The organism is Salinivibrio kushneri (assembly GCF_027286325.1).
GTDB lineage: Bacteria > Pseudomonadota > Gammaproteobacteria > Enterobacterales > Vibrionaceae > Salinivibrio > Salinivibrio kushneri_A.
Genome location: NZ_CP114588.1, coordinates 2,066,348 through 2,081,236 on the forward strand (window position 1 = coordinate 2,066,348; position 14,889 = coordinate 2,081,236).

General features: G+C 50.5%; 19 protein-coding genes and 1 tRNA gene. 5 read left to right on the plus strand and 15 right to left on the minus strand.

What is annotated here, in order from left to right; translation table 11 throughout:
• Nucleotide 1 precedes the first annotated feature (1 nt).
• From flgC to N8M53_RS09730, 4 genes are all read right to left on the minus strand, one after another.
• Nucleotides 2–415 carry a flagellar basal body rod protein FlgC gene (gene flgC, locus N8M53_RS09715; RefSeq protein ID WP_046074967.1) on the minus strand — a complete coding sequence of 138 codons (414 nt, stop codon included), beginning with the start codon at nucleotides 413–415 and terminating at the stop codon, nucleotides 2–4.
• Between the two features lie 3 nt (nucleotides 416–418).
• Nucleotides 419–814: a flagellar basal body rod protein FlgB gene (gene flgB, locus N8M53_RS09720; protein WP_046074968.1), complete on the minus strand. Its 396-nt coding sequence runs from the start codon at nucleotides 812–814 to the stop codon at nucleotides 419–421.
• Nucleotides 815–1,001: 187 nt separating this feature from the next.
• Nucleotides 1,002–1,829 (minus strand): protein-glutamate O-methyltransferase, encoded by an 828-nt coding sequence (locus N8M53_RS09725; protein WP_269578639.1) that lies wholly within the window; start codon nucleotides 1,827–1,829, stop codon nucleotides 1,002–1,004.
• Nucleotides 1,830–1,855: 26 nt separating this feature from the next.
• Entirely contained in the window at nucleotides 1,856–2,779 is a 924-nt protein-coding gene (locus N8M53_RS09730; protein ID WP_046074970.1) for a chemotaxis protein CheV, read from the minus strand.
• A 125-nt stretch (nucleotides 2,780–2,904) separates the two neighbouring features.
• Between N8M53_RS09730 and flgA the strand changes: the two genes are divergently transcribed.
• The 3 genes from flgA (at nucleotide 2,905) to N8M53_RS09745 (ending at nucleotide 4,461) form a co-directional block, all read left to right on the plus strand.
• The gene (gene flgA, locus N8M53_RS09735; RefSeq protein WP_269578640.1) at nucleotides 2,905–3,597 is read left to right on the plus strand and encodes a flagellar basal body P-ring formation chaperone FlgA; all 693 of its coding nucleotides are present in this window, start codon (nucleotides 2,905–2,907) and stop codon (nucleotides 3,595–3,597) included.
• 89 nt (nucleotides 3,598–3,686) lie between these two features.
• Complete coding sequence (flgM, locus tag N8M53_RS09740; protein ID WP_269578641.1) at nucleotides 3,687–4,010, plus strand: flagellar biosynthesis anti-sigma factor FlgM; 324 nt, start codon at nucleotides 3,687–3,689, stop codon at nucleotides 4,008–4,010.
• 16 nt (nucleotides 4,011–4,026) lie between these two features.
• Nucleotides 4,027–4,461: a flagella synthesis protein FlgN gene (locus N8M53_RS09745; RefSeq protein WP_269578642.1), complete on the plus strand. Its 435-nt coding sequence runs from the start codon at nucleotides 4,027–4,029 to the stop codon at nucleotides 4,459–4,461.
• Nucleotides 4,462–4,767: 306 nt separating this feature from the next.
• On the opposite strand, the gene N8M53_RS09750 is transcribed toward N8M53_RS09745, so the two are convergent.
• Nucleotides 4,768–5,202: an LPP20 family lipoprotein gene (locus N8M53_RS09750; protein WP_269578643.1), complete on the minus strand. Its 435-nt coding sequence runs from the start codon at nucleotides 5,200–5,202 to the stop codon at nucleotides 4,768–4,770.
• 24 nt (nucleotides 5,203–5,226) lie between these two features.
• Nucleotides 5,227–5,862 (minus strand): FlgO family outer membrane protein, encoded by a 636-nt coding sequence (locus N8M53_RS09755; protein ID WP_046074975.1) that lies wholly within the window; start codon nucleotides 5,860–5,862, stop codon nucleotides 5,227–5,229.
• 210 nt (nucleotides 5,863–6,072) lie between these two features.
• Between N8M53_RS09755 and N8M53_RS09760 the strand changes: the two genes are divergently transcribed.
• Both N8M53_RS09760 and N8M53_RS09765 read left to right on the plus strand, forming a co-directional pair.
• Nucleotides 6,073–7,206 carry a flagella assembly protein FlgT gene (locus N8M53_RS09760; RefSeq protein ID WP_077673397.1) on the plus strand — a complete coding sequence of 378 codons (1,134 nt, stop codon included), beginning with the start codon at nucleotides 6,073–6,075 and terminating at the stop codon, nucleotides 7,204–7,206.
• A 50-nt stretch (nucleotides 7,207–7,256) separates the two neighbouring features.
• Nucleotides 7,257–7,332: transfer RNA gene (locus N8M53_RS09765), tRNA-Arg, on the plus strand.
• 16 nt (nucleotides 7,333–7,348) lie between these two features.
• On the opposite strand, the gene pgpA is transcribed toward N8M53_RS09765, so the two are convergent.
• The 9 genes from pgpA to glyA form a co-directional block, all read right to left on the minus strand.
• On the minus strand, nucleotides 7,349–7,849 hold the full coding sequence (pgpA, locus tag N8M53_RS09770; RefSeq protein ID WP_269578644.1) for a phosphatidylglycerophosphatase A: 501 nt from the start codon (nucleotides 7,847–7,849) through the stop codon (nucleotides 7,349–7,351).
• Nucleotides 7,836–8,825, minus strand: a complete 990-nt coding sequence (gene thiL, locus N8M53_RS09775) for a thiamine-phosphate kinase (protein ID WP_269578645.1) — start codon at nucleotides 8,823–8,825, stop codon at nucleotides 7,836–7,838. The genes pgpA and thiL overlap by 14 nt, the downstream gene beginning before the upstream one ends.
• A gap of 63 nt (nucleotides 8,826–8,888) precedes the next feature.
• Nucleotides 8,889–9,353 (minus strand): transcription antitermination factor NusB, encoded by a 465-nt coding sequence (gene nusB, locus N8M53_RS09780; protein WP_069363225.1) that lies wholly within the window; start codon nucleotides 9,351–9,353, stop codon nucleotides 8,889–8,891.
• Nucleotides 9,354–9,824: a 6,7-dimethyl-8-ribityllumazine synthase gene (gene ribE / locus N8M53_RS09785; protein WP_046074980.1), complete on the minus strand. Its 471-nt coding sequence runs from the start codon at nucleotides 9,822–9,824 to the stop codon at nucleotides 9,354–9,356.
• A gap of 123 nt (nucleotides 9,825–9,947) precedes the next feature.
• A complete protein-coding gene (gene ribBA / locus N8M53_RS09790) occupies nucleotides 9,948–11,057 on the minus strand; it encodes a bifunctional 3,4-dihydroxy-2-butanone-4-phosphate synthase/GTP cyclohydrolase II (protein ID WP_269578646.1) in 1,110 nt (369 codons plus the stop codon).
• Between the two features lie 10 nt (nucleotides 11,058–11,067).
• Nucleotides 11,068–11,730, minus strand: coding sequence for a riboflavin synthase (locus N8M53_RS09795; RefSeq protein ID WP_269578647.1), 663 nt, complete (start codon nucleotides 11,728–11,730; stop codon nucleotides 11,068–11,070).
• Nucleotides 11,731–11,735: 5 nt separating this feature from the next.
• Nucleotides 11,736–12,866, minus strand: a complete 1,131-nt coding sequence (gene ribD, locus N8M53_RS09800; protein ID WP_269578648.1) for a bifunctional diaminohydroxyphosphoribosylaminopyrimidine deaminase/5-amino-6-(5-phosphoribosylamino)uracil reductase RibD — start codon at nucleotides 12,864–12,866, stop codon at nucleotides 11,736–11,738.
• A complete protein-coding gene (gene nrdR, locus N8M53_RS09805; RefSeq protein WP_046074984.1) occupies nucleotides 12,863–13,312 on the minus strand; it encodes a transcriptional regulator NrdR in 450 nt (149 codons plus the stop codon). The genes ribD and nrdR overlap by 4 nt, the downstream gene beginning before the upstream one ends.
• A gap of 182 nt (nucleotides 13,313–13,494) precedes the next feature.
• Nucleotides 13,495–14,745 carry a serine hydroxymethyltransferase gene (glyA, locus tag N8M53_RS09810; RefSeq protein ID WP_269578649.1) on the minus strand — a complete coding sequence of 417 codons (1,251 nt, stop codon included), beginning with the start codon at nucleotides 14,743–14,745 and terminating at the stop codon, nucleotides 13,495–13,497.
• Between the last annotated feature and the right edge of the window lie 144 nt (nucleotides 14,746–14,889).

Below are 14,889 nucleotides of genomic sequence, written 5' to 3' on the forward strand. Positions count from 1 at the left end.
ATTACTGCCCCATCTGAAGCGTACGCATCAGCATTTGTTTACTGGCATCGGCAACCTGCACGTTAGTCTGGTAGGCCCGCGATGCCGAAATCATGTTCGCCATTTCTTCCATGACATTTACGTTCGGTTTGAAGATATACCCTTCCTCATTCGACATCGGATGATCAGGGTTATATTCCGCCCGTAATGGCTTTTGGCTTTCCACAATACCGTCAATGTTGACTGGCACACTTTCCCCTTGCTGTTTGAAGCGGTTAAGCTCCGCAGAGAAAATCGGATGCCGAGCTCGATAAGTTTCTTCCGCAGAACTGCTCACCGAATTGGCATTGGCCAGGTTGCTTGATGTGGTGTTCAATCGTACTGACTCGGCGCTCATCGCCGATCCCGACACGTTAAAAATATTAAACAAACTCATCGATTATTTCCCATTCAATGCCTTCTTCATGTTCTTGAACTTAGAGCCAAGAAAATCCAGTGAGGCTTGGTATTCCAGTGCATTCTGCATGAACAAATTCTTTTCTAATTGCGCATCAACCGTGTTGCCATCGCCAGTGTCTGGCTGCGTGGGGATACGGTATTTCTTTTCCCCCATCACCTGGCTAGAGGCAGCAATGTGCCGCTCATTGGTGCGGCTTAGGCCAATACTTGCCTCGGATGTTGCCGCTTTTAAGGCGCGTTGAAAGTCGATGTCTTGCGCCTTGTAACCTGGCGTGTTGGCATTCGCAATGTTGCTAGACAGGGTTTCTGCCCGCTTGCCTCTAACGCCAACTGTGTGCTGGTGCACACCAAGTGCATTGTCAAATGTGATCGCCATGGACAACCTCCGAGTTCTTACTGCATGTAATAAAGCAAACAGGGTGCCAAGTTTTCAACAAGGCCTTGTTTTTGTCTTGAACCCAGGTAGGGCGTAGGGTGAGAGATAGGAATGCCTATCGATACACAGTGAGAGAGCGGCAGAGAAATGTAAAAAAGCGGCAAACAATGTGCCGCTTTGCCGCTTGCTATTTGAGCTTATAAATAATGCCGGGGTTACAGCGGATCATCTCAAACTTGTCGGTTAACCCCGTGAGTGATTCCGACGCGCCCAAGATCAAGTAACCGCCGGGATTTAGTGCCCCCGCCATTTGATTCAATACTTTGGCTTTCATATCAGGGGAAAAATAGATCAGCACATTACGACAGAATATAATGTCAAACTTGCCTAACAGGCTATAGCTTTCCATTAGGTTTTGCGGGCGGAACGTCACCATGCGCTTGATGTTTTCTTTCACCCGCATTTTGCCGTCTCCCACATCTTCGAAGAAGGTACGTCGACGTTCCGGTGACAGCCCGCGCCCCAAAGCTAGATTGTCGTATATCCCCTGACGACACGCCTCCAGCATGGATGTCGATATATCGGTCGCGGTGATACTCACACTTCCAAGCATGCCAGGTTTGCGCTGCTGTGTTTCCGCCACCGTCATAGCAATGGAGTAAGGCTCCTGCCCTGAGGAGCTTGCTGAGGACCAAATCTTAATCGGCTTACGTGATTTCGCCAGCTCGGGTAACAAACGATGCGCCAACACTTCATACGGATAGGTATCGCGAAACCACAGAGTTTCGTTAGTGGTCATCGCATCAATGGCCGCAACCGCGAGTTCGCGATTACGCCCCGTAATGACCGACTTTATCAATTCTGACAGCGACCCCAAGCCAAACTTATTCACCAGCGGGCTCAAGCGGCTACGTACCAGATACTGCTTGCTATCTCCCAGTACGATCCCACACTTGGCTTCGAGATGTTTGCAAAAGTCTCGATATTCTTGATCACTGATTGCTACATTTGTCATTAATTAACTCAATCGCTCTGGTTGGGTTACGACTTAACCGCCTCGAGTACGGCAGAGCCCAATTCATCAGGGTCGAACTTCGCAATAAACGAATTAGCCCCGACACGCTGAACCATGGCCTCGTTAAATACCCCACTCAATGATGAATGCAATACTACATGAAGATCCTTGAGACTCGAATCTTTTCTAATCTCTGTTGTGAGGGTATACCCATCCATTTCAGGCATCTCGATATCGGAAATCACCAAGGCAAGTTGGCTGTAGATGCTTCCCTCAGCGGCCATTTCTTTCAGTTTTTCTAGTGCTTCTTTGCCATCTTGAACCAAGATAACGTCGTAGCCAACGCTTTCAACCGCGCGTTTCACCTGACGGCGTGCGACGCTGGAATCATCAGCCACTAGCACCTGACTAGGCGCACTTTCTTCCCGCTCTTGGCGTTTCGAGAGAACTTCCTCACTCACATCTTCATTCACAGGCGCAATTTCATTGAGGATTTTCTCAACGTCGAGTACTTCTACTAACTCGTTATCAATTTCGGTGACCGCAGTGAGGTAGTGCGATCGCCCTGTCCCTTGTGGCGGTGGAAGAATTTTTTCCCAGTTCATATTGACGATACGCTCAACCGAGCCGACTAAAAAGCCCTGCATGGAACGGTTAAACTCGGCAATGATCACAAAGCGGTTCTCTGGATCGGGAATAGCTGGCCCGCCAGTTGCTAGGCTCATGTCGATGACAGAGACGGTTTGACCGCGGATGTGGGCCACTCCTTTCACCAAAGGATGCAAATTTGCCATTGCGGTGAGTCGTGGGCACTGCAACACTTCTTTGACTTTAAAGACATTAATGCCAAAGCGCTGTTTTCTCATCAGGCGGAAAGTCAACAGCTCTAACCGGTTTTGTCCTACCAGCTGCGTACGCTGGTTGACCGAATCAAGAACACCACCTGTCATAAGATAAACTCCATATTGCCCCATTTTTTTTGTAGAGTAGCATGGTAATCATAGTGGGTAATCACATGACTCTCGAGAAAAGAAGGGATTTTTTTTCTTAACGTCCGCTACTGCTGGATTGAACTATGTCCAAGATATTACGTTTATTTATCGTCGTTTGGCTTACAAGCTTTAGCCTAAGTATAGCTGCTGCCACAGTAAGTCAAATTGAAGCGGTGCAAGAAGCCGCGGAGGCGCATGTCGCTGATATTATTTCTCTGCCTGAAAATGGCGAACTCAACATCGCGGCGGGGAACCTTGATTCGCGCATGCGTCTGACCGATTGCCCCGTGCCACTCGATACCAAAGTACCAGGCCGTCAACAGATTAATACCTCGGTCACCGTGATGGTGTCTTGTGATCGAGACAACTGGCAAGTGTATATTCCGGTTAAAATCGAGTTAATGACTCCCTCGGTTGTCGCAAAGCGACCACTCAATCGTGGCATGACTATTGCTTCGAATGATCTAGCCGTTCAAATGGTAAATAGTCGGTTTCAACGCGGGCATACTTACACGCAACCCGCGCGTTTAATTGGCTCTAAAGTCAAACGAACCGTGGGAATAGGTGAACCGATCAGCAGTAACGATGTCTGCGCCGTGTGTCGAAATGATGACGTTTTGATCACTGCGCAAGGAAACGGACTGAACATTGTTGCAAAAGGCACGGCATTAAGTGATGGCGCTCTAGGTGAGCAAATAAAAGTGAAGAACAGTAAATCTAACCGAATTGTCGATGCTACAATCTCAGCGGTCGGCGAAGTAACGGTGAATTTCTAACTTTTTACGCCACAATGCTAAAGTAACAGCAAGGTGTGCCGATACGCTGAGCAACGGACTCAAAAAGCGACTGACAGTAAGGCGATGTTATGGCGAGTATTGACCAATTACGTGGTAATCAGCAACCCCTGACCACGACGCGTAATACGAGTAACCAAACCAAGACACAAGAGACACAAAGTGGCTCGGTGCGTGAGCAGCAAGGGGTAAAACCTCAAGATGATGCTGTCTCGCTCAGCCAACAAAGCCAAGTGATCGATAAAATGAATCAGAAAATGGCCTCTGAGCCCTATTTTGATAGCGCCAAGGTTGATCAGATCAAGCAAGCGATATCGAACGGCTCTTATAAAGTGGATCCTGATAAGCTCGCCGCAAACATGATGCGTTTCGAGAACGATATCAACGACAGCTAAGTTGACTGGAGTGGTTATGACCCCTACTGCGCCTTTAACAACCTTGGTTGAACAGCAACTCGAGCGAGTCCAAGCGCTACAAAGCGTTCTCGAGCAAGAAGCCGGTGTCATTGCCAGCCGCTCTTCTGAAAAGATTGAAGCGATAGCAAAACAAAAGCAGGCTCTGATCAACGAAATCCAACGTAATGACGCACAAATCAGCCGCCACCCTGAGCGTGACTTACTTAATCATGATGAGACGTTAAGTGAGCACGTTAGTGCCATTCAATCCACGCTCTCAGCCTGCAAACAACAAAATGAAACCAATGGTGTTGCGCTACAACGCGCAAGTTTGAGCATCCATCGCCTGCGCAATCTTTTCCAAGAAAGCGGAGGTAAGTCAGAGCTGACCTACAATCAAGACGGCAACGCATCGGGGAGAAAAACCCTAGGGACTAACGTTAAAGCGTAACGTCCTCCTTCTTCCTCACGCCCAACGACCAGCACACAGCCAGCCACACTACACCGTCCACCTATTCGCTTCGCTTTCCTTGTTTGTCTCATCGCTGCACGACCGTCTACCTGTCTTTTGCCGACTCTGGTTTGTTCCCTACGAGAGCGTGATTCGCTATCCCGCCACTCTGGTGCCAAGCACAAAAAAAGCGAGCATAACGCTCGCTCTCCACCTAAAAACATAGGTCGTTTTTATACTCTATCCACGCGTGCCAACATGTTGGCGTCATCCATCGCATTTAACCAAAGAGACACGCTATCGTGGCTAGAAAATAATATTATTGTTATTCGGTACAGGCTGCGATTCGCCATAGCGTTTCATTTTCTGCATGGTATCAAGATCGAGCTCGAGTTCAGTGACGTAGCTGTCGCCCACTTTATAACTGGCCACCACTTCTGCACCGCGGATAATACCATCCACCGCGCCCTGGGTAGTATCGCGGCCTAAACTTTGGTCATCAACGCGTGCACGGCTGCTAACCCGCAAGCCATATACTTGTTCACTCAATTCTTTATACGCATCCACTTTAGAGGCACGCATGGCACGGGTTTCTTTTTCTTCTTGGGTTGCGCCTTGTTGCGCGCTGATCGATGCCATTCCCACCGCTGAAATGATATTTTCTTCTTTCATCTTGGTTAATGGCTGACAGGCTGACACCATCAGCAAGATTGCGATGACAAATCCGTGTTTCGTAAACATTTATCTACCTTACTCTTTCCTGTACTAAGGTTTTAGCACCACTGTCTCACGCTTCACGCGGTTTTGATCGTCTCGAATAATAACGCCATCGCGTTTGCGAACCTTGTATAAACTATCAATATCACGCCCAATACGATCGGCCGGCAAGAAGCCTTGCGCCGAGGCAACCACCACGCGAGACTCCATACCAATCACTCGTGCATTGACTAATACCCCACCGCCTTGACGCAACATGGTACCCGTCAATACATAATCGATTTGTTGTTCAGGGTTCAGCTCTTTCCAGTCTCGACTAATGGTAAAATCGCCGTCTTCCGTCACGCGAATGGCGCCGGTTGATTTAAAGTCAATCACCGTAAAGCCGCGGCGCTGCATTTGGTAAATAAGCCCCTCGGTCACGGTATTACCTAACCAATTGGTCTCATCCATTTTTTGCAAATCAACAAACGAGGTAACCGCCAAGGGTGTTCGCGCTGTCAAATACGCATTGGTGGCTAACAGTTCATCGGCCATGCTGTTTAAAAAGTAATCAAGGGTGTGACGTGGCCGCTGCTTAAGGAAAAACTCACTGCCCGAATACGGCTCTTTGCCGTTATAAATTGGCGTGTAAGCACAGCCTGTTACCAATAGCGCTACTATCGCCACTATCCACTTTTTCATCGTATCATGCTCCGCGCTCAGTCATCGATGTGAGACAAGTGTGTCATTAAGGGTATCGGTTGATTTCATTAAACCTTTACCTTTGATTGCTGGCTCTATTTAGGTACACAACTTGCATCAGCGTCTTTGCGTCATCTTTTTGGTAGGTCTTAACCCTACGCACTAATAGATTGAAAGCAATTTCCATACCCACTAAGTGAGATCTTGACTATGAAAACCCTTTTGGCGCGGTTAACGCTCATTGTCAGCCTGAGTGTCGTTCCTTGGGCACACGCGGCGTGGTATGAAGTATCGGCCAGCTCCCCGATACTCGAAAGCCAGCAAGCCGCCCGTGTTCGGGCACTTGAAGCAGCGACCTTTGATGCCATGCGCTTCGCAGGTGCCGATGTGGGCAGCTTGCAGCAACTCAAACGTTTTTACTCACAAGTCAAACCTGGTTACCAGTTTAGCGGCAATGCGGTGCGCGAAGTACAAGTGTTGGAAGAAGGCACGCAAGGCGGCAATTATGTTGTCAATCTGCGCTTAGATATCTACCCATCGGCAAACGCTTGCCACAAAACCCAGTATAAAAAAGGCATGGTGCTAACACGTTTTCCGATTGTTTCGCCCCAACAAGCCGCGTTAGGGGGCATTTATCAATTTGGCGATGACTTCTCCGTACTCCTCAACCGTGAGATTAAACAACACGCACAAAGCTTTGTAGGACGTGGTATCGCCAATGTCGATGTATCGCCCAATGCGCCACGCACGGTGGCCATGTTAGCTGAAGATAAAGACGCGCAGTTTGTGATCACAGGCGCCATTACTGATCTGTCTGCCACAACTGATGCCAGCGGCTTTGGTGAGGCACAAAATAACCGCCAATTGGCCGTCAATGTTCAGGCAATGGACAGTGAGAGTGGTGAAGTCATATTTCAGCGCCGCTATCGCGATGTCGCCCAATGGCCGTTTGAACGCCATAGCCAAGTCGATACCCAAACTGCGCGCTTTTGGCAATCTCCTTATGGGCAAATGGCACGCCGAATGAGTCGAAATATATTGTTAGATTTAGAGTCGTCACTTTCCTGCCGCGCCAGTAAGCCAGAAATCGTCGCACTCAAAGACAATATTGCACAAATAAATGTCGGACGTATCAATGGGGTTAAACAAGGCGATCAATTAAACCTTTGGCACATTGCCTCGTTCACCGATGATTTAGGCATCGTACGTACTCAACGTCGAAAAAGCGGGATCACACTGACCGTTGCACGCGTTTATGAAAGCAGCGCTGAAGCTGTAGTTCAGCCCAATAACCTCAGCGGCAGCATACAAATCGGCGACATAGTGACCAAAGGGGTAAATTAAATGAAAACAGGCGCTTAAATCGCGCCTGTTTTTACGTATAATGTCGGCACGCTCTCATAGCTCAACAGGATAGAGCAGTCGCCTCCTAAGCGATCGATCGGGGTTCGAGTCCCTGTGGGAGCGCCATTATCGTTCTATATGGCTATAACCAGGTTAAGGCCTGTGTATAGGTTGCCAGCAGCCAGAGGCTGGCCATCGCCATCACACCAGCGACAATATCATCCAGCATGATCCCCAAGCCACCGTGAACATGTTTATCCAACCAGCTGATCGGCCATGGCTTAACCATATCGAAAAGCCGGAATAACACAAAGCCCGCTAAAACGGTTTGCCAATCGGTGGTAGGCACTAACGCCATTGTCAGCCAAAACCCGACGAATTCGTCCCAAACGATCGCGCCATGATCATGCACTTGCATATCTTTCGACGCCCGCCCACAAATAGCAATGCCGGCAAGGCCACCAACAATAATTGCCACCCACAGTCCAAGGGTGCCGCCGTAATTGATAAACGCAAGATAAAACGGCACCGCAAATAAGGTACCGACCGTCCCTGGCACAATCGGTGACAAACCACTGCCAAAGCCAAGCGCAAGCAAATGGTAAGGATTGCTCAAAGACAAACGATGTTTAGGATCCGTCATGACTTGGCTCCTTAAAGTGATCCCACCCGGACAGCGTCCAGTCTAGAGGCTGATTGTCTGAGACAAGTTCAAGGCGATGGCTGCCGGTTATTTGTCCGATGCATTGCACACTCACACCACTGTGCTTGAGTGCTGTGTCTAATGTGCCACGGTGTAGCTCAGGGACAGTAAAACACAGTTCGTACTCCTCACCACTGGTCAGGGCAAGTTTTTGTGCCTGCTCTACATTGGCTTGATCGGCCAACAAGGCTTCAGAAAGAGGTAGTTGCGCCACATCGACTTTTGCACCAACACCGCTGGCGTTGAGGATATGGGTTAAGTCTGCATGTAAACCATCGGAAATATCAATCGCCGCTGACGCGATACCACGTAATGCCTGCCCAGCAGTTACTCGTGGCTGAGCCCGATAATGACGATTGATCAATGTGGTTGCGCGAGCCTTATCAACCACGGGCTTGCCGAGAATATAATCAAGCCCGGCTTGGCTCTCCCCCAGTGTGCCGGTCACAAAAATCCAGTCTCCCGGTTTGGCACCCGCACGAGTCAGCGCCTGCCCTTTAGGAACATGGCCATGTAAGGTAATGGTGATGCTTTTGGGCCCACGCGTAGTATCGCCGCCAATGAGTTGGACTTGAAAATGCTCGGCAAGGGCCGTAAAGCCTTGGCAAAAACCTGCCACCCAAGCATCATCGGGCTCTGGTAATGTGAGCGCCAGAGAACACCAGGCTGGCATTGCCCCCATTGCAGCGAGATCGCTTAAGTTAGACGCTAACGCTTTATGCGCCACATCAGAGGCACTCGCAGTCGGAAGAAAATGGGTGCCCTCCACCAGCGTATCTGTGGTCACCACTAATTGGCAGCCTTCAGGGACCTCGACCAACGCACAGTCATCACCAATACCTAAAGCGACATCACGACGCTTGACCGGCTGACGAGCGAAGTAGTCGCGAATCAAATCAAATTCGTTGCGTGTCATAAACACTATTTTGTTGGATAGAACAATAAAAAGGCCAGCAATGCTGGCCTAGTCGGGAAGGGATTAACGTAACCGAGGGTACGCTTTATCCAAGACGCCATTAACAAACTTATGGCTGTCTTCTGCGCCAAAGCGTTTGGCCAGTTCAACGGCCTCATTGATAACCACTTTGTAGGGGACATCGTCGCATTTGATCAGCTCATACATCGCAAGACGCAGTAAGGCATGCTCCATATCATCTAAGTCCTGCAAAGGACGTGACAAGTATGGGCGCATTTTACTATCAAGCTCTTGATGGCTAAGCGCAACACCGCTAAACAGATTACGGAAGTAAGCAACATCTGTTTCTGGTTCACGTAGAAGCGGCTCGGTTTTCTGATGCTCGTCTTCTTCTTCGTATTTATCTGCGGCGAGAAATGCTGCTTCAATATCAGCGACATTGCCTTGCGCCAGTTGCCATGAATAGATGGCTTGCAATGCAAACTGACGTGCATTACGTCGTGCGGCTGGTTTCACTTTAACCCCCATTTAGGATTCAATTTGGGACAGAACATTCACCATTTCAAGCGCGCTCAGTGCAGCCTCTGCCCCTTTGTTACCAGCCTTGGTACCTGCGCGTTCGATCGCTTGCTCAATGGTGTCTACCGTCAGCACACCAAATGCGACTGGGGTTTCAAACTCCAGTGCAACTTGTGCTAACCCTTTATTACATTCTCCGGCGACATAGTCAAAATGCGGTGTGCCACCACGGATCACCGATCCGAGTGCCACAATCGCGTCATAGCGACCGCTCTTGGCGAGCTTTTGGGTCACCACAGGCAACTCGTAGGCACCTGGGCAACGCACCACGGTGATATTATCGTCGTTGACTTGGCCTTGGCGCTTCAGTGCGTCAACCGCACCATCCAGCAAACTCTCGTTGATAAAACTATTAAAGCGAGAGATAACAATAGCAACCTGCGCGTTGGGCGCGGCAAATGCCCCTTCGATTACGTTCATGAGCCTTCCTGTGACTTGCTTTCCGGAATGAGAAACCGCGCGATTCTACCACATTTTTATCCGATGGCACCATGTTCCGTGCCAGTGGATGATGGTGCTGATCGCGCGCCCCGGTTATCGGTATTATTCGGTGACGTATTCCACCACGTTTAAGCCAAAACCTGACAAAGCATGATAACGCTTGGTCGAGGACGACAGCAGGCGCATTTGCTTGACACCAAGATCCGCCAGTATTTGCGACCCAATCCCCACTCGGCGAGAGGTCCCCTGCCATTTTGCACCGGCGGGTTTCTCACCTTTATCTTGCGCTTCAAACGCTTTCACTTTGTTGATAATAGCGTCGCTGGTTTCTTCTTTCCCCAAAATCACCAACACCCCGCCTTCATCGCTAACCCTTTGCATCGCGCGGGTCAGACTCCAGCTGCGCTCAGCCGTCCGATCAGATTGGAGCACATCGGTAAAGGTGTCTTGCAGATGGACACGGACCAAGGTGGGATCAGCGCTCACCTCGCCTTTGCACATCGCATAATGGATTTGGTTGTCAATGGTGTCACGGTAGGTGACTAAATCAAACTCACCAAATTCCGTCGGCAATTTACACGACGCGACCCGCTCGATGGTGGTTTCGTTGAGGTTACGATACTCAATCAAATCGGCAATGGTACCCAGCTTGATGCCGTGCTTGTCACAGAACACTTCCAAGTCTGGACGACGTGCCATCGTGCCGTCTTCATTCAAGATCTCAACAATCACAGACGCTGGGCTATAGCCACCTAAACGGGCCAGGTCACACCCCGCTTCGGTGTGGCCAGCACGGGTGAGTACCCCCCCTTCTTGCGCCATCAAGGGGAAGACATGTCCTGGCTGCACCAAGTCAGCCGCTTTGGCGTCGCGGGTAACCGCGGCTTGCACGGTGCGCGCACGGTCAGCCGCCGAAATGCCAGTGGTTACCCCCTCTGCCGCTTCAATCGACACGGTAAACGCAGTGGAAAATTGCGCGTTATTGTCCGACACCATCAAAGGTAACCCAAGTTGCTGGCAGCGCTGCTGGGTCAGCGTCAAACAAATCAATCCTCGGCCATGCGTGGCCATAAAGTTAATCGCTTCTGGGGTCACGGCTTCTGCCGCGATGATCAAATCGCCTTCGTTCTCGCGATCTTCGTCATCCATCAACACTACCATTTTACCTTGGCGGATATCGTCAATGATTTCTTGAGCGCTACTAATTGCCATCTTGGGATCCTTATTTCAAAAAACCGGAACGGGCCAATGTGTCGAGACTGATACCCGCTGATTGTGTCGGTTCAGCCGCCTTCTCACCGAGCATCAACCGCTCGAGGTAACGGGCGATGACATCGACTTCGATGTTTACCTTGCGCCCGGGTGCAAAGTGCTGAATAGTGGTTTGCTCGGCGGTGTGCGGCACAATAGTGAGTTTGATATTGCCGCCATTCACTTCGTTCACTGTCAAACTGATACCATCCACCGTGATAGAGCCTTTCAATGCCACATATTTGGCGAGTTCAGCCGGTAGTGCAATCCAGTACTCCCAGGCGCGACCCGTTTGGCTAACGGACGTCACCTCCCCCAGACCATCTACATGGCCGGAGACCATATGGCCGCCAAAGCGGGTAGTGGGTAGCATGGCTTTTTCAAGGTTGACGCTATCTCCCACTGACAAGGCGCCCAGCGACGAACGTGCCAAGGTTTCGGAAGAGACATCCGCGCTGTAACCGGTTGCGCTCAATGCGACCACGGTTAAACACACTCCGTTGGTGGCGATACTGTCACCCAGTTTGACGTCCGAGAGATCAAGCTCACCGCTGTCGATCGTCAAGATAACGTCTTGTCCTCGACGGCTCAGGGTTTGTACGCGCCCTATCGCTTCAATAATTCCAGTAAACATCGTTCTTAATACTCTTGCGTGATCACAGCGTGCTCAGAGAGGCTCGCCCGTAAGCGGACATCGTCACCGACAGTCTTTACCTGGTTAAAGTGGAAACGCGGCGCGTCGTCCATCGTTTCTAATCCACCCAATGCGACCAAAGGACGGCTATCAGCCCCCAATAATACCGGCGCTTGGTAGACAATCAGCTCATCCACCAAAGATTCACTCAGCAGCTTGCTTGCCAGCCTCGCGCCCGCTTCCACCCACACCTTATCAATATCATGCTCGGCCAGAGCGCGCAGAACCGTAGCCAATGATGCACCTGGCATCACCCACTCTTGAACGTTGTCCGGCCACACTTTATGACTCGGCGCATCAACAACACGGATCACGTCGCCCTCTAGCTGATAAACCGTCGCATCAGGAGAGGTTTTATTGTCTTTATCCAAAATCACTCGTGTGGGCTGACGCAAGGATGGCTGCGAATAGGTATCGAGGATGTCATCAGGAAGCTGGCCATTGCGAATATTCAGGCTAGGGTCATCGGCAAGCACCGTGGCACTGGTTGATAAAATAGCGCCGGCTTGCGCGCGGAATGCTTGCACATCGGCGCGCGCGGGCTCACCGGTAATCCATTTACTTTGCCCATTCGCCAATGCCGTGCGCCCATCAAGGCTTCCCGCCAATTTGAGCTGAACATACGGCATTGTAGTTTGCATGCGTTTGATAAAACCAGGGTTCAGCGCTTTTGCCTGTTCAGCCATCACGCCCACAACCACCTCAATGCCTGCTTCTTTTAACCGTGCAATACCACGTCCAGCCACTTTAGGGTTGGGGTCTTGCATGGCGCACACCACGCGACTGACGTTAGCGGCAATTAAGGCATCGCAACACGGCGGTGTGCGACCGTAATGAGAGCAAGGTTCTAGGGTGACGTAAGCCGTTGCCCCTTGCGCGCGTTTCCCCGCCGCCTTTAAAGCGTGTACCTCGGCATGTGGCCCGCCGGGAGCAAGATGAAATCCTTCACCAACAATGTCGTCGCCATGCGCAATCACACAGCCCACATTGGGATTCGGGGTCGTGGTAAAGCGCCCTTGAGCGGCAAGCGCTAGCGCGCGCGTCATCATGGTGTTATCGCGTTCGCTTTGACTCATTTTTGCAACCGTGCGATTTCTTCGCCAAATTCACGAATGTCTTCAAAACTATGGTACACAGAGGCAAAGCGGATATAAGCCACTTTATCGAGCTCCTTGAGCGCTTCCATGACTAAGTTTCCCACCATGGCAGAACCAATTTCGCGCTCTCCGGTGGCACGCAAACGTGACTTTATACTGTTGATCGCTTTTTCAATGTCATCCGCGCTCACTGGGCGCTTTTCTAACGCGCGTTGAATGCCGCCACGTAATTTCTCTTCGTCAAACGGTTCTCGGTTGCCGTTGGTCTTAATCACCCGTGGCATCACTAATTCCGCCGTTTCGAACGTGGTATAACGCTCTGCGCACGCCAAACACTGGCGGCGACGGCGAACTTGGTGACCATCAGCCACAAGACGAGAATCGATCACTTTGGTGTCGGTAGCACCACAGAATGGACAGTGCATGAGCGTCGCCTCCTCAATATCGTCTTGCTAGTGTAACCGATTTGTAGCGATGAAAAAGCCTATCGAAGAGGACTTTATGGTGGTTTTGTGTGCTAAACAAAGCCAGTGGGGCACATCATGTCGATAAAAACAAAAAAGACGCCCGAAGGCGCCTTATAACCTATTCATTTTCGTGCCAATAATTAGGCATACACAGGCAGGCGACGGCAAATCTCTTGGACTTTTTCTTTGGTCTCGGCAATCACTTGCTCATTGTTGATGTTATCCAAGACATCACACATCCAGTGGGCAAGCTGCTCGGCGTCTTGCTCGGTAAAGCCACGACGTGTAATCGCAGGGGTGCCCACACGAATGCCTGAGGTAACAAACGGACTGCGTGGGTCGTTCGGCACACTGTTTTTGTTCACAGTGATGTTGGCCGCGCCCAGTGCTGCATCCGCTTCTTTCCCGGTAATGTCTTTATCAATAAGGTCAACCAGCAACAGGTGATTATCGGTTGAGCCTGATACTATCTTGTAACCGCGAGCTTGGAAGCCTTTGACCATCGCGCGAGCATTATCAATCACGCGTGCTTGGTAAGCCTTAAACTCAGGCTCCATCGCTTCTTTAAACGCGACGGCTTTACCCGCGATCACGTGCATCAAAGGGCCACCTTGGCCACCTGGGAACACCGCAGAGTTGAGCTTTTTGTAGATATCTTCACCGGCATTCGACAAGATCAAACCACCGCGAGGGCCCGCCAGGGTTTTGTGGGTAGTGGTCGTCACTACATGCGCGTGTGGCAATGGATCAGGATATACGCCAGCAGCAATCAGACCTGCGACATGCGCCATATCCACCAACAACCATGCACCGACTGTATCAGCGATTTCACGCATGCGCTTCCAATCGACCACTTGTGAGTAGGCAGAAAAGCCACCGATGATCATTTTCGGCTTATGCTCTAGGGCCAGCTGCTCCATTTGCTCGTAATCGATCTTACCGGCTTCATCAATGCCATACGGGATCACATGGTAATGCTTACCAGAGAAGTTGACCGGCGAGCCATGAGTTAAATGACCACCATGCGCCAAGCTCATACCTAGAACCGTATCTCCCGGGTTTAGCAGCGCCATATATACCGCACTGTTCGCTTGTGAGCCTGAGTGAGGCTGCACATTGGCATACTCACAACCAAACAGCTCACACGCACGCTCAATGGCGAGCGATTCTGCTTTATCTACGTACTCACAGCCGCCGTAATAACGCTTACCTGGGTAGCCTTCCGCATACTTGTTGGTCAGTTGAGAGCCTTGCGCTTCCATCACGCGTGGGCTGGTGTAGTTTTCTGACGCGATCAGCTCAATGTGTTCTTCCTGACGAGCCGTTTCTTCTTCAATGGCGGCGAACAGCGCTGGATCATAGTCCGCGATATTCATGTCACGCTTTAGCATTTGTCTCTCCTGACTTAACATTGGCGGGCAATAACCCCAAAACCGAATGCTAGGGCGCTTTCAAGGCCCCTAGCAAAAACGAGTGCTGGTGTGATGGCTTCGATCACCCCTTGGCTTAGTCGCCTTAACATGACAAATCAAAGC

Bases quoted from the DNA above. Each gene is read 5' to 3' on its own strand.
- nrdR (WP_046074984.1), bottom strand. From the start codon at position 13,312: ATGCACTGTCCATTCTGTGGTGCTACCGACACCAAAGTGATCGATTCT.
- N8M53_RS09795 (WP_269578647.1), bottom strand. From the start codon at position 11,730: ATGTTTACTGGAATTATTGAAGCGATAGGGCGCGTACAAACCCTGAGC.
- N8M53_RS09730 (WP_046074970.1), bottom strand. From the start codon at position 2,779: ATGACAGGTGGTGTTCTTGATTCGGTCAACCAGCGTACGCAGCTGGTA.
- N8M53_RS09750 (WP_269578643.1), bottom strand. From the start codon at position 5,202: ATGTTTACGAAACACGGATTTGTCATCGCAATCTTGCTGATGGTGTCA.
- thiL (WP_269578645.1), bottom strand. From the start codon at position 8,825: ATGACACGCAACGAATTTGATTTGATTCGCGACTACTTCGCTCGTCAG.
- nusB (WP_069363225.1), bottom strand. From the start codon at position 9,353: ATGGGGGTTAAAGTGAAACCAGCCGCACGACGTAATGCACGTCAGTTT.
- flgM (WP_269578641.1), top strand. From the start codon at position 3,687: ATGGCGAGTATTGACCAATTACGTGGTAATCAGCAACCCCTGACCACG.
- flgA (WP_269578640.1), top strand. From the start codon at position 2,905: ATGTCCAAGATATTACGTTTATTTATCGTCGTTTGGCTTACAAGCTTT.
- glyA (WP_269578649.1), bottom strand. From the start codon at position 14,745: ATGCTAAAGCGTGACATGAATATCGCGGACTATGATCCAGCGCTGTTC.
- pgpA (WP_269578644.1), bottom strand. From the start codon at position 7,849: ATGACGGATCCTAAACATCGTTTGTCTTTGAGCAATCCTTACCATTTG.
- N8M53_RS09755 (WP_046074975.1), bottom strand. From the start codon at position 5,862: ATGAAAAAGTGGATAGTGGCGATAGTAGCGCTATTGGTAACAGGCTGT.
- ribD (WP_269578648.1), bottom strand. From the start codon at position 12,866: ATGAGTCAAAGCGAACGCGATAACACCATGATGACGCGCGCGCTAGCG.
- N8M53_RS09745 (WP_269578642.1), top strand. From the start codon at position 4,027: ATGACCCCTACTGCGCCTTTAACAACCTTGGTTGAACAGCAACTCGAG.
- N8M53_RS09725 (WP_269578639.1), bottom strand. From the start codon at position 1,829: ATGACAAATGTAGCAATCAGTGATCAAGAATATCGAGACTTTTGCAAA.
- ribE (WP_046074980.1), bottom strand. From the start codon at position 9,824: ATGAACGTAATCGAAGGGGCATTTGCCGCGCCCAACGCGCAGGTTGCT.
- ribBA (WP_269578646.1), bottom strand. From the start codon at position 11,057: ATGGCAATTAGTAGCGCTCAAGAAATCATTGACGATATCCGCCAAGGT.
- N8M53_RS09760 (WP_077673397.1), top strand. From the start codon at position 6,073: ATGAAAACCCTTTTGGCGCGGTTAACGCTCATTGTCAGCCTGAGTGTC.
- flgB (WP_046074968.1), bottom strand. From the start codon at position 814: ATGGCGATCACATTTGACAATGCACTTGGTGTGCACCAGCACACAGTT.
- flgC (WP_046074967.1), bottom strand. From the start codon at position 415: ATGAGTTTGTTTAATATTTTTAACGTGTCGGGATCGGCGATGAGCGCC.